At 67.8% G+C, this 12,593-nt stretch carries 9 protein-coding genes and 1 other RNA gene; 4 read left to right on the top strand and 6 right to left on the bottom strand.

Annotation, left to right across the window (positions count from 1 at the left end; all coding sequences use genetic code 11):
- Window positions 1-174 precede the first annotated feature (174 nt).
- Window positions 175-810, bottom strand: a complete 636-nt coding sequence (locus tag ACZZ0O_RS05125; protein ID WP_055854611.1) for a thymidine kinase — start codon at window positions 808-810, stop codon at window positions 175-177.
- Between the two features lie 206 nt (window positions 811-1,016).
- On the opposite strand from ACZZ0O_RS05125, the gene ACZZ0O_RS05120 reads away from it, so the two are divergent.
- The 3 genes from ACZZ0O_RS05120 (at window position 1,017) to ACZZ0O_RS05110 (ending at window position 5,031) form a co-directional block, all read left to right on the top strand.
- Complete coding sequence (locus ACZZ0O_RS05120; RefSeq protein ID WP_055854615.1) at window positions 1,017-2,993, top strand: UvrD-helicase domain-containing protein; 1,977 nt, start codon at window positions 1,017-1,019, stop codon at window positions 2,991-2,993.
- Window positions 2,994-3,389: 396 nt separating this feature from the next.
- Window positions 3,390-3,986, top strand: a complete 597-nt coding sequence (locus tag ACZZ0O_RS05115; protein WP_463592556.1) for a GNAT family N-acetyltransferase — start codon at window positions 3,390-3,392, stop codon at window positions 3,984-3,986.
- Window positions 3,987-3,996: 10 nt separating this feature from the next.
- Window positions 3,997-5,031, top strand: a complete 1,035-nt coding sequence (locus tag ACZZ0O_RS05110; RefSeq protein ID WP_463592394.1) for a DUF4272 domain-containing protein — start codon at window positions 3,997-3,999, stop codon at window positions 5,029-5,031.
- A gap of 35 nt (window positions 5,032-5,066) precedes the next feature.
- On the opposite strand, the gene ACZZ0O_RS05105 is transcribed toward ACZZ0O_RS05110, so the two are convergent.
- From ACZZ0O_RS05105 to ACZZ0O_RS05085, 5 genes are all read right to left on the bottom strand, one after another.
- Window positions 5,067-5,142: non-coding RNA, sX9 sRNA (locus ACZZ0O_RS05105), on the bottom strand.
- Between the two features lie 291 nt (window positions 5,143-5,433).
- The gene (locus ACZZ0O_RS05100; RefSeq protein ID WP_463592393.1) at window positions 5,434-8,151 is read right to left on the bottom strand and encodes a bpX6 domain-containing protein; all 2,718 of its coding nucleotides are present in this window, start codon (window positions 8,149-8,151) and stop codon (window positions 5,434-5,436) included.
- On the bottom strand, window positions 8,144-9,991 hold the full coding sequence (locus ACZZ0O_RS05095) for a hypothetical protein (RefSeq protein ID WP_463592392.1): 1,848 nt from the start codon (window positions 9,989-9,991) through the stop codon (window positions 8,144-8,146). The genes ACZZ0O_RS05100 and ACZZ0O_RS05095 overlap by 8 nt, the downstream gene beginning before the upstream one ends.
- Window positions 9,988-10,401: a bpX5 domain-containing protein gene (locus tag ACZZ0O_RS05090; protein ID WP_463592391.1), complete on the bottom strand. Its 414-nt coding sequence runs from the start codon at window positions 10,399-10,401 to the stop codon at window positions 9,988-9,990. Before ACZZ0O_RS05090 ends, ACZZ0O_RS05095 begins: the two co-directional genes overlap by 4 nt.
- Window positions 10,398-11,516, bottom strand: coding sequence for an AAA family ATPase (locus ACZZ0O_RS05085; RefSeq protein ID WP_463602869.1), 1,119 nt, complete (start codon window positions 11,514-11,516; stop codon window positions 10,398-10,400). The genes ACZZ0O_RS05090 and ACZZ0O_RS05085 overlap by 4 nt, the downstream gene beginning before the upstream one ends.
- Before the next feature lie 151 nt (window positions 11,517-11,667).
- Between ACZZ0O_RS05085 and ACZZ0O_RS05080 the strand changes: the two genes are divergently transcribed.
- Window positions 11,668-12,579 carry an STM4015 family protein gene (locus ACZZ0O_RS05080; protein WP_104616989.1) on the top strand — a complete coding sequence of 304 codons (912 nt, stop codon included), beginning with the start codon at window positions 11,668-11,670 and terminating at the stop codon, window positions 12,577-12,579.
- The last annotated feature ends 14 nt before the right edge of the window (window positions 12,580-12,593 follow it).

Genomic DNA, 12,593 nt, shown 5'->3' with positions numbered 1-12,593 from the left:
GCTGTGACTCCGCTGCGCTGACCAAGGCGACGGGTGATTCGTGTGTTCGTGCCACACCGCCATCTACCGCTTAAGACGTCGCCATGCGGCAGGTGGCGAAATGAGCGGGCACTACCCGGCGCAGGCCGGACGGACCGACGCTGCGGTGTCGCCAGTCGGCAGGATGCCGGTTACTCAGGCGTCGGCAGACGGCAGCGGCAAGGCGATTTGCAGTGGGTCGATGCGGCCTTCGCCACGCATGATCTTCTTGAACTCGGGGCGGCTGACCGACACGTAGCGCTCGTTGCCGCCGATCTCCACTTGCGGGCCGTCCTGCACCGCATGTCCCTGTGCGTCCACGCGCACGGTCATAGTGGCCTTGCTGCCGCTGTGGCAGATGGTCTTGATCTCCTCCAGCTCGTCGGCCCAGGCCAGCAGGAACTGGCTGCCCTCGAACAGCTCGCCGCGAAAATCCGTCCGCAGGCCGTAGCACAGCACCGGGATGCGCAGCCGGTCGACCACTTCGCTCAACTGCCAGACCTGTGCACGGCTGAGGAACTGCGCCTCATCGACCAGCACGCAATGCAGGGCGCCCTGGGTGGCGATGTCGCGTTCGACCAGCTGCTGCAGTTCGGTGTCGCGATCGAACGCGCGCCCGTCTGCACGCAAGCCAATCCGCGATGCGACCACGCCGCTGCCGGCGCGGTGGTCGAGTTTGGGCGTCAGGATCAGCGTGCGCATGCCGCGTTCGCGGTAGTTGTGCGCCGACTGCAGCAAGGTGGTGGTCTTGCCGGCATTCATCGCCGAATAATAGAAATAGAGCTTGGCCATCGGGCGATTTTACCGGGCCGGGCGGCTGCATGCAGCGCGCGCTATTGGTGAATGCTGCCGCGCGGCCCAACGCGGGCGGCGCTGATGCCGTGCCGCCGCACCTGCAGACCTTGTGCGACAGAACCATTCCCCTGCCGACCTGAATCCATCGCGCCGGCCAGCCCGGGGCCGCCCCGGTACAATGGCGCGCTCTGTCGGAAGCCTCTATGCACGGTCTCAATCCCCCGCAAAGCGCCGCGGTGCTGCACTGCGAAGGTCCCTTGTTGGTGCTGGCCGGTGCCGGCAGCGGCAAGACGCGCGTGATCGTGGAAAAGATCGCGCATCTGATCGCGATCGGCCGCTATCCGGCCAAGCGCATCGCCGCGATCACCTTCACCAACAAGTCGGCCAAGGAAATGCGCGAGCGTGTGGCCAAGCGCATCCGCGGCGATGGCGCCGATGGCCTGACCATCTGCACCTTCCATGCGCTGGGGTTGAAGTTCCTGCAGATCGAGCACGCCGCTGCCGGCTTGAAGCGCGGCTTTTCGATCTTCGATTCCGACGATGCTGCCGCGCAGATCAAGGACCTGATGCATGGCGCCAAGCCCGATGCGATCGAAGATGCCAAGAACCTGATCTCGCGCGCCAAGAATGCCGGCCTGTCGCCGGAACAGGCGATGGCCGCTGCGCGCAGCAACCGCGAGAAGGAAGCCGCCAGCCTGTACGAGCGCTACCAGGCGCGGCTGACCACCTTCAATGCGGTGGACTTCGACGATCTGATCCGCCTGCCGGTGCAGATCCTGGAAGCCAACGAAGAGATCGTGATGGGCTGGCGCGAGCGCATCGGCTACCTGCTGGTGGACGAGTGCCAGGACACCAACGATGCCCAGTACCGGTTGTTGAAGATGCTGGCCGGGCCGCGCGGCAACTTCACCTGCGTGGGCGACGACGACCAGAGCATCTACGCCTGGCGCGGCGCCAATCCGGAAAACCTGCAGCAGATGGGGCGCGATTACCCGGCGCTGGAAATCATCAAGCTGGAACAGAACTATCGCTGCTCCAATCGCGTGCTGCGCGCGGCCAATGCGCTGATCGCGCACAACCCGCACGAGCATTTGAAGACGCTGTGGAGCGACCAGGCCGACGGCGAACGTATCCGCGTGTGGGAATGCCGCGACAGCGAGCACGAGGCCGAAAAGGTCGCGGCCGAAATCTCGTTTCTGGGCACCGCCAAGCAGGTGCCGTGGAGCGATTTCTGCATTCTGTTTCGCGGTAATTTCCAGTCGCGGCCGCTGGAAAAAGCCATGCAGCTGCTGCGGGTGCCGTATCACCTCACCGGCGGCACCGCGTTTCTGGAGCGGCAGGAGGTCAAGGACGTGTTGTCCTGGCTGCGCCTGATCGTCAACCCCGAGGATGACGCGGCGTTTTTGCGCGCGGTGCAATCGCCCAAGCGCGAAGTGGGGGCGACCTCGCTGGCGCGGTTGGCCGAGCTGGCAAGTGCGAAGTCGGTGCCGATGTCGCGCGCGGCCGAATCGATGGGCGCATTGCAGCATCTGCCGCCGCGCGCGGCCAATGGCCTGAGTGCCTTCACCGATATTCTGCGCGACATGCGCGAGCACTCGGCGACCATGCCGGCCGGCGAATTGGTGCGTACGCTGGCCGACAAATCTGGCCTGCTCAACGACCTGCGCAATCAATCCAAGGACGAAACCGGCTTCCAACGCCGCAAGCGCAATCTGGACGAGTTGGCCGAGTGGTTCGAAGGCGGCCCACGTGGCGCGAGCGCCAGCGATCTGGCCGCGCAGCTGGCGCTGTTGTCGCGCAACGACAAGGACGACGGCGGTAACCAGGTGCGCATGATGACCATGCATGCGTCCAAGGGTCTGGAGTTCCGCTATGTGTTCATCGTCGGCTGCGAAGACGGTGTGCTGCCACACGAAGTGAGCCTGGAAGAAGGCAATCTGCAGGAAGAGCGCCGGCTGCTGTATGTGGGTATCACCCGCGCCAAGGAGCAGCTGTGGATGAGTCACAGCAAGCTGACGCGCAAGTTTGGCGAGCATGTGCGGCTCAAGCCGAGCCGGTTCTTCGATGAGATTCCTGCCGAAGAACTGCAGCGCGATGGTGCCGACCCGGTTGCCGATGCCGAGCGCAAAAAAGAGCGCGCCAGCGCCGGGCTGGCGGCGATCCAGGCGTTGTTCGACTAGCCGCGGCTGATCAAGCCACCACGCTTGTCGTCGGGTGGGCGCGGCTGGTGCGTGGTTAGCGTTTGGCACCGCGGTCTGGCACGCGCCAGCGTATTGGCGGTGGTATGCAGACCGTTCCAGGCGTGTCCTGCGCTTCAATACGCGTGAGAGTAGCTGCTGTACGGATCCGCACACTGCCGCATTGCTAAGGGCGGCACGGCAGTAACCAGTTGTCGAAAGCCTGGCGGTTGCTGCGCGCGGAATGGATTGTGACCGTCGACATCTACTTCGACGTGCCAGGTTGGCGGCGCGTGTATGCACGGCGCGGTTCGTCTGCTGGATGATTGCCAGTCCCATCTGGCTGTAGCGCGCGCTGAGGCTTGCCAGCGCCACAACCGCACGGCAGTCTGGTTTTCCCTGCTGCAGGAGTGCGCCGTGACTGTCGTGATCGAAACCCCGCGCTTGCGCTTGCGCACGCTCGATCCCGAGCGCGATGCCGATGCGATATTGACGCTGGTCAACGACCCCGGCTTTATCGCCGGCATCAACGACCGCGGCATCCGTACCCGCGAGCAGGCGAGCGCGCATCTGCGCGAGTGGGCACAGGCGCATCACGACATGTACGGGTTTGCGCATTGGGCGCTGGAGACGCGCGACGGTTCCACCTTCATGGGGACGTTGGGTTTGTTGTGCCGCGACACCTTGCCGGTGCCGCATCTCGGCTTTGCACTATTGCCGGCTTATCGCGGCAAGGGCTATGTGCGCGAAGCCGGGCGTGCGGTGCTGGATTACGCACGCGATGGGCTGGGGCTGACCCAGCTGTGCGCGATCGTGTCGCCGGACAACGCCGCTTCCATTCGCGCGCTGGAAGCGCTGGGGCTGCACCGCGAGGGCCTGCGGGTGTTGAGTCCCGGCACCGATGCGCTGGCGTATTACACGATTAACCTCGCTCCCGCCGACATGGACAGCACCCCAGGTGTGCGGCACCCTGCCGGCCTGCCTCCGACTGCATAAGGACACCCGCATGCCGCTGCTGGTCAATGCCTATTCCACGTTGCGCGAACCGCGCTGGCCGGACTTCCTGCCGCACGACGCTGTGCAGCATCGCGACCATGCCGACCCGGAGCTGGCCAACCATCTGCATGGCTTTGTCGGCTACGTGAATCAGGCGGGCGACGGGCAAATGACCCAGTCGCGGTATCACCTGATGCGGCATGTGCAGCGGGTGCGGCAGCACTTCAGCTTCGAGGTCGACGACAGCGCGTTTGGCGATCTGGCGCAGTGGGCCGAGCAAGCCAATGCGGTGTGTTTTCTGACCGACGGCAGCGTGCGCGACCCGCAGGGGCGGGTGCTGATCAGCCAGGGCGAGCCGGCGCTCGATGACCAAGCGCAGGTGCCGTACCCGCCGGACGCGCTTGAGCGGCGAGCGCATCATCTGGCGCAGCTGAGCGCACAGGGCATCCGCGTACCGCCGAGCTTGCCGCCGGTGGCCGGTGTGGGCGAAGCGCGGGTGCGCGAGGCGACGGCGGTGACGCAACGGATGCTGGCGTTGTTTGCGGTGGCCTTGCGTGCGGAGATGCTGGCGGCCGGCGATGCACCACCGGCGTTGGAGGAGGTGGAGACGCGCTTGCCCGGCGTGACGGCTGCACTGTCGCCGCAGGAGCGCGCTTTCTTCGCCGAGGCGCACCCAGAAGCACAGATGCTGGCCAATTTTGGCTGGCGTTATGAAAGCCTGGCCGTGTTGCAGTGGGCGCTGGGCCTGGCCGACAGCTTGCCGCAGCCGACCGCCCTGTGCGACGTGCCGCTGGCCGCGCAGCGCGCTCTGGAGCATGTGCAGGCGCCTGCGCGCACGTTGCTGACGCTGCGGCCGCTGCCCGAACTGCTGGATGCATTGGACCTGCATCTGCGCCTGCACTGGGCCGTGCGCCAGGCCGGCCACACCCAGCAGGCACCGCCGGCCGGCATCGTGCCCGGCGTGGTGTACGAGCGCCATTACGCGCTCAACTGGCTGCTGCACTTCGAAGATGCGGACTGGGACGAGGTGGATACGCCGACCTGAGCGGAGCGCGCACCGATCACGTCGGGGCTAAGAGCGGCTAACAAAACGTAGCGAGCAGTCGTCAGGTGGGTGTGGACGGCGCGGAGGAACCGGAGTGTACGGGTGGTACATGAGGATTCCGAGCACCGGCCGCGCCCGCCTGGCGGCTGCACAGTAGTTTTGTTAGCTGCTCTAAGCGTCCCTCAAGGGATGCATCCGCATGGCGTTGTGGCGTCGCGCCTGCCATGGCGTGCGGTTCTCACACGCGCCAGGCAAGCGCTGAACAACGCGTCCGTGTGGTTTCGATCGACACCGCTGGCCATCTTCACTACGCGCAAGCGCTTGATGTTCAGCAGGGAGGGCCGCCGCGTTTGAGCGACATCCCAGGTTCCCCCGTCATGCCACGCGTTGTTCGGACCTTCCCTAGCCGAGGAAGGACATGGCGTGGGTCAGCGAGCGGTCGGTCTGCAGATCCAGCACGCGGCCGTGCGCGTCATGGAACAGCAGATGGCCGGACTGCTCGCGCACCTTGACCGTGCTGCCCGCAGGCCAGTCCAGCGACGCAACGATGCCGCCATCATGGTGGCGCACCACCAGATAGCGCGAGCCGTGCGGCCAATGCAGGCCAACCAGGAATCCCGCTTCAAGCGCCACCACGTTCGATCCATCCGGCGCGCCGAATGCGGCACTGTGTTCGTTCAATCGGCACTGACGGGCGCTGCCGATGTGCTGGTAGTGCAGGTAACTCTCGCCATTGGGATCGGTGCGCACCTCCGTTTGCTGTGCGCTGCCGAGCCGATGCGCGAGCACCGGCGCTTGCGGGTCCACGCGCAGGGGATCGCGCGCTTTGAGGCGTCGCGCAGGCAGGCTGTAGGTCCAGTCCTCCAGGTGCTCGCCGGCCTGCACCAGATACACCTCGCAATCGCTGAAGAATCCCGCCGCAATCACCGGCCCGGGCAGGTCGCCGACATGCCACAGCACGCTGTGCAGATCCTTGTCGGTATCGACCACCAGCAGCCGGTTGTCGACCACGATGCTCCAGCCGATTCCGCTGTAGCTGGGCGCGGCGTACTGCAGTGCGAGCTGGCCAAGGTCGCGCACCGCATGGGTGATCAAATCCAGGCGGTGGACGGTGGACACGCGCTCGCGGGGTGCGATTGCCAGGGCGACCTGCCCGCTGTCGGCGATGACCACGCCAAAGGCAGGCGCCGGGTAGCGCCGCAGCAGGCGCCCGTGCGCGTCCACCACCGCCGCGCCGGCTTCGCCCAGGGCCAGCAGATAGCGGCGACCCGGGAGTGCCGCCACATCGTGGATGGCCGCCAGGCCGGCTTGCGGTGCCTGCAGTTGTAGCGGGGTGGCGCCGTCCCAAAGCTTGGATTGGCTGGCCGCGACGTGTGGTTTGAAGGTTGGAATATCGGCGCTGAGCAGCGGGTCCTTGGCCAGTTTCAGCAGCGTGGTCAGATCGCCGACGGACAGGCTGTTGCGGGCGAACGCATGATCGGCGGCAATCGCCGGCAGCAGTTGCCGCGCCAGTTGTTGCAGCGAGCGGTTGGGGGCAGCATCCACCAGCAGCGCGGCTGCCATGTCGCTGCGCGGTGCGGGATCGGCGCTGGGGTCTGCAAGCGCGGCGATGCGGTCTGCGTAGTGTTTCAGCGTGTCCGGCAACAGCTGCGCGCGTTTGACCAGCGCGCGTGCGTGCAGCGTGCTGCCGGCCTGTTCTGCGGCCAGCAGCCACTGCGCAGCCTGGTGGCGCGCGTTGTGCAACGGCCACACTGCCTCCACAGCCGCCAGCCAGTCGCCGGCCTGCACCAGCGCCTGGCCCCAGTCCAGCCGCAGCGCGTCGGCCAATACGCGGTCGGTGCCGTGCAGCAGCTGGATGGCGGCGGCAAAGGCGCCATCGCGGCGCGCGACCTGCACCGCACGCGCGTGGTCGCCGGCCAGCATCAGCAGCCGGATGATCATCGCCGCCGACATGTCCCAGCCCAGCGCCAGCTCCGCGGCCTGTTTGTAACGGGCGTGCTTGACCAGATAGTCGAGCGCTTCCTGGCGCGCATTGAGCAATTCGGCCAGCACGAACACCGCACGATCGATCTGGCCCTCGCGGTCCAGGCGCGCGAAGGCGCTGCGATAGGTCGCGCGCAGATGCGCCTGCAGCTCTTCGCCCAGGCCGATGCTGGTGCCGGCGCCGCGCGTGCGCGACAGACTCAGGTCGCTGCGCCGCTGTGGCACCCCGAACGCCTGCCCCAGGGATTCGCCCAGGCCATCGAGCGGCAGCGCGTTGCGCAAGGCTTCGTCCAGATCGCCGTTTTCGAACTGGCGCAGCATCCGGCGCATGTAGGCGCCCTGATGACGTCCGACCAGGCTCGCCATGCGTGAGGCAACCAGTGCGCGGGCCAGCCGCGTGCGCCAGGCCGATACCGATGCAGCGCCCCGGCGTGCCGGCACGGTCGTGTTCTGCCCGGTGGCGGTGCCGGCGCCAGACGCTGCGGATCCGTTCGATGCCGGTGCGTGCTCGCGGCTCAAGGTGCGCTGAGCGCGCGCCAGCAGGCGTTGCCACAGCGTGGTGTTCTGCACGGCGGGGCGCTGCGTCTTCAGCGCGTGCAGGAATGCATCGCGCTCGGCGCTGGCTGGCGGGACGGCATTGCCCAGCAATTGCCGCAGCGGTTTGCCGCGCAGCCGGTCCACCTGCAGCGGTGGCTCGCTCGGGCGGCAGTCGTAGGGCATGTGCAGCGGGTAGCCAGACACGTCGATCGCCCCGGAAGGATCCAGCGCCACCGCGTGTTGCCACTGCAAGGCGATCACCTGGGCGCCATGCACCAGGCCGATATCGGCGGGGGGCAACTGCGCCGCCTCGGCGGCAGTCAACGCGCCCGAGAACAGGCCGCCGTGCACCTGGCACAGCGCCAGGCCGGGCGCCTGCTCGCAGACCAACGCACGCGGCGCGGCGAAGCACAGCACATCGCCGTCGGCAAAGCGCAGCGCCCGGCTACCCGGTTGCCAGGCACAGATAATCCTGGCCAGGCGTTGTTCCGGGCTGAGCCACGCTGCCGAGAACCACAACGCCGACACCATCTGGCTGCCGTGCCACAGCGGGTAGCGCACGCTGCTGCCGGCGTTGTCCGTGCGCGCCGGGCTAGTCATGGCCGGGTTGCTCGGCCTGGCCTTGCACGACCATCAACGGGGTCAGCCCGCCATCGCCCAAGATCCACGCCTGCCCCTGCAGGGTCACCAGTGCGACCCGCGCACCATCGCTGGACACCGCCGCAGCGCTGATCTCGCTGGCGGCGCGATGCAGTGTCCGCCGGCCGCTGGCCCCGATGGCGAGCAGCGCGCGACGATCGGCGCGCAGCACCAGCAGCAGACTGTGCTGCGGCGCGTCCGGGTCGCCGATCAGGCCGATCGGTCGGTCGCCGGACGCCACGATCGCCTCGAATTCCTGAAAGCCGTCGGCCGGGCCCCCGTGCAGCACCCGGTAAGCCAGCGAGCGGTCGCCGCCGGCCTGACGGCTTGCCAGTTCGAGGGCGATGGCGCCACGCCATTGGCCCTCCTGGACCAGGTTGCGCAGCAACACGACCGGCGGGCGCGACCCCAGCGCCAGCTGCAGGATGAGGTCCTGCTTGCCGTTGCGATGCAGGCGCAGCACCCGCAGTTCGCCAGCGACATGGGTGGCGTAGACCGCGTGTTCGGCATCGCCTTGTGCCAGCGCCACCACCTGCCCGGCGAGTTCGCTGCCTTGCGCAACCCGCTGCCGCTGGTTGGTATCGCGCGTCCAGGTCATCAGCCGGCCGTGCTGGTCCCACAGCAGGAACCGCTGTGGCTTGCCGCCGCTGTTGAGCCACACGCATGGACGTAGCCGCACCTGGCCGGGTGCAGGGCAGAGGCTCTGCCCGCCGGCTTCGATGGAGCCGTGCATGCCATCGAGATTCCAGAACGCGGCCTGCTCCCCGAAAGCGACGATGCCGCCCACGTGCTTGTTCTGCGCCGTCAGGCACAGCGGCTGACCGCCCTGCGCCCATTGGTGGTAGCGCGGCGCCGCCCGTTTGGGGATGTCGGCGGGCTGCACCTTCACCATCGCGCTGCGGTAGCCGTCTGCCAGCAGCAGCGCCACATGGCTGCCGTCCGGACTGAACAGCGGCGCGTGGCGCAGCGAAAACTTACCCTTGACCACGTGGTTTGCGGTGTCGGCCTCGGCGGGGCGTTGCGTGTCGGTGAAGTGCCCAAGCAGCAGCTGCCTGGCGGCCATGCTGGCAGGTACCGGCAACAGGCTGCTGCGGGTGCCGTGGCGCGTTTGCAGGACCACCTGCAGATGCGCATCGGCTGCCGGCGCGATGCTGGCCTGGTGGTGGAACGGCGCCATGCGCACCGGTTGCGCGCCGATCCACCAGCACTCGCTGGTGGTCGGGGTCGCGTTTGCCCACTGCGTGGCCCAGGCCTGCGCGTGCTGCGGGCCGGTCGCCTCGAAGGTGCGGCCCTGCAGCAGCTGTTGCAGCCGGTCAGGGCTGTCGGCGTCGTGCAGGTCGCCGGGCAGATGCGCCAGGCCCCAGACAAAGCGCGCATTGGCGGCCTGCGCACGGCGTGCCAGCAGGATCCACAATGCGATCTGTGCCAGACGCGGCGCGCCCCATTGCGCCGGACCGGCATCGAAGATCGCCACCAGACGCGCATCGCGCGCGCGGGTCTGCATGCGGGGCACCAGGAACAGGTGCTCGGCGTGCGCGGCGCGGCGCAGAAATTCTTCCGGCAGTGCGTCGGCCAGTGCCCACTCGCTCAGTAGCAGGTGGTCGTAGCTGCCGCGCCGACGCAGGTCGTCGATACCGTCCGGTTCGCTGTCGCCATCGCGGCGGCGCAGGCTGTCGCGGCCGAGCAAGGGGTCCAGACGCAACAACCAGGTGCCGAGCTGGGAGGCGATGTCCGGGTCGAACCAGTCCAGCCACAGCCGCCAGGCCTGTAGCGGGGCGGGCACCTGCAGCGCGGCGCTCACGCGGCCTCCCAGCGCTGACGGATCTGCGCCACGACCTCGGCACGCGCTGGCAGCAACCGATGCAGCGGCAGCACCAGCGCAGGTGATCGCAGCAGCAGCAGCGGCTGCGGCCCGTGTTGGTGGCGCAGCGCACGCTCCAGCAGTTCCAGCGGAAGCGCGGGGCGTTCGGCGGTGGGCAACCACAGGCCAGCGGCGTCCGCGCGCGGTGCCACGTACTGCACGCCGTTGGCCCAGGGCAGCTGCGGCGCAGGGCCGGTCAGCAGCAACGCGTGCGCGGTGGCGGTGACCAGCAAGCCCGCGCCGTCGGGCAAACGCGCCCATGCCGCCAGCAACGCGCGTGCGGCCTCGCCCACGCCGATCACCCCTTGCGGGGCGACCGGCAGCGGCTCGTCCTGCCACGACCAGGTCACGCGGCGCTGCCGATCTGCTCGATCAGGCGCGTGCGTTCGTGGGCCAGCTCGGCCGGCAGCGAGGTGGCCGTGAAGTTGGCATCGATCTCGCGCAGCAAGGCTTCGGCCATGGTGCGCAGGGCCGGATTGTGCTGATCCTGCAGGCAAGACTGGGCGGCCTCCACCAGCCGCGCAGTGCGCGAGAGCGGTTGCAGGGCAGCTTGTTCGACGGCCGCGCGCAAGGTGGGATTGGCAGCAACGGCCAGCGTGCCGCGTAGCAGATCCTGCGCGCTGGCTTGCTGCGCGCGCGTGGGCAGCACATAGAACAGCGGCCACAGGTCGGCCTCGCTGGCCTGGGTGCGTCCGGCCAGCACGCAGGCGGCGGCGATCAGCCGCTGGGTCTTGACCAGGCGACGGTCCGACAGCTGCACGCCTGCGCCGCGCAATGTCCGGATCGCTGCAGCGAGCGCCGTGCGCGCGCCCTCCATGTCCACCGCACGTGCCTGTTCGCACAGCAGGTCCAGGTCGGCCAGCCCGGCCACAGGCTGCAGCGGCGCACGCTCGGCCTGCCATCCGCCGGCCAGCAGCGCTTCGAGCTGATGGTCTGCCACCGGGTCGACGAACAGATGCAGCAGGAAGCGGTCGCTGAAGGCCGCCAGCGCATCGTCTTCCGGCAGCGCGTTGGCCGCGCCCACGCACAGGCGCAACGGGCAATGCAGGTCGGTCTGGCCACGCCGGAAGCGGCGTTCGTTGAGCAGCCCGAGCAAGGTGTTGAGGATGGCGGTGGAACCCAGGAAGACTTCGTCGAGGAAGGCGATGTCCGCTTCGGGCAACATCCCGGTCACATCGGTCTGCACGCTGCCCTCGCGCAATTTGCGCAGGTCCACCGGGCCGAATAATTCAGCCGGTTCGGTGAAGCGGCCGAGCAGATATTCGAAATAGCGGCCGCCCAGTGCGGCGGCGACGCGCCGCACCACCGCGCTCTTGGCGGTGCCCGGCGGGCCGATGATCAGCAGATGTTCCTGCGCCACTGCAGCGAGCACGATCAATTCGGCCAGCTGATCGCGCTCGATCAATCCGGTGGTGGCGGCCTGGACGGTGGCGCGAATGCGCGCGGCGGCGGGATGGGCATGCATGCGATCGGTCCTTCGAACAAAACGTGCGGCGCGGTGCAGGCACCGGTGACCGCCTGTGCAACGGGCAATGGAACGGTGGCGCATGGCATTAACGAGGTTGCCATGACCGTGCGGGTATCCTGTGACCTCACCGAGCCAGGGAGGCAATGCAATGACGATCGGCGAGTATTCGGAATTCTATCGCGGCAAGCGCGTGGTGGACTTCAGTGTGGACCAGCCCGCCAGCGGCGGCGACGTGGTGTACCGGCTGCGGCAGGAGTACGAAAGCGAAGGCAGCCAGGCGGAGTTGCTCGACACCCTGTTGGCGCAGGTCGACCCGGCCAGCATCCAGGCATTGATCATCGGCCCGTGGCGCGAATCCTACGAGGAAGGCCCCAGCGGCTATTTGCAGCGGCTGATCGAACGCCGCGACGAACTGACCGCGCTGCGCGCGCTGTTCGTCGGCGACATGGTCTGCGAGGACTGCGAGGTGTCGTGGATCATCCAGACCGATTACACCCCGCTGCTGGCCGCATTTCCGGCGCTGCAATCGCTGCGTGTGCGCGGTTCGTCCAAATTGGTGCTGACCCCGTTCACGCACACGCAGCTGCAGGAACTGGCGATCGAATGCGGTGGGCTGCCGTCTGCCATCGTGCAGGCGATCGCCGACTCCACGCTGCCGGCGCTGCAGCACCTGGAGCTGTGGCTGGGCGTGGAGGACTACGGTTACGACGGCGATCTGGGCACCTACCAGCGGCTGCTGGCAGCCATCGGCCCGGAGCGTCTGCGCTATCTGGGCCTGCGCAACGCGGCCAACACCGACGAATTGGCGACCTGGCTGGCCACCCAGCCGTGGTTGGGCAGCCTGGACACGCTGGACCTGTCGCTGGGCACCATCGGCGATGTCGGGGCGCGGGCGCTGGTCGAAAGCACGCAGCTGGGCCAGCTGCAGCGGATCGATCTGAGCCACCACTACATTTCTGCCGACTGGCAGGCCCGTCTGGCGACGCTGCCGGCCACGGTGATCCTGGAAGAGCACGAAGAGGAAGACGAAGACGAGCGCTACGTCGCTGTCTCCGAATGACGTGAGCGCGCATT

It is taken from the genome of Xanthomonas sp. AC360 (assembly GCF_979258225.1).
The sequence above is the reverse complement of the archived record's forward strand: the minus strand, read 5'-3'. Positions and strand labels throughout refer to the sequence as shown.

Bases quoted from the DNA above. Each gene is read 5' to 3' on its own strand.
- ACZZ0O_RS05120 (WP_055854615.1), top strand. From the start codon at position 1,017: ATGCACGGTCTCAATCCCCCGCAAAGCGCCGCGGTGCTGCACTGCGAA.
- ACZZ0O_RS05125 (WP_055854611.1), bottom strand. From the start codon at position 810: ATGGCCAAGCTCTATTTCTATTATTCGGCGATGAATGCCGGCAAGACC.
- ACZZ0O_RS05100 (WP_463592393.1), bottom strand. From the start codon at position 8,151: ATGACTAGCCCGGCGCGCACGGACAACGCCGGCAGCAGCGTGCGCTAC.
- ACZZ0O_RS05085 (WP_463602869.1), bottom strand. From the start codon at position 11,516: ATGCATGCCCATCCCGCCGCCGCGCGCATTCGCGCCACCGTCCAGGCC.
- ACZZ0O_RS05110 (WP_463592394.1), top strand. From the start codon at position 3,997: ATGCCGCTGCTGGTCAATGCCTATTCCACGTTGCGCGAACCGCGCTGG.
- ACZZ0O_RS05080 (WP_104616989.1), top strand. From the start codon at position 11,668: ATGACGATCGGCGAGTATTCGGAATTCTATCGCGGCAAGCGCGTGGTG.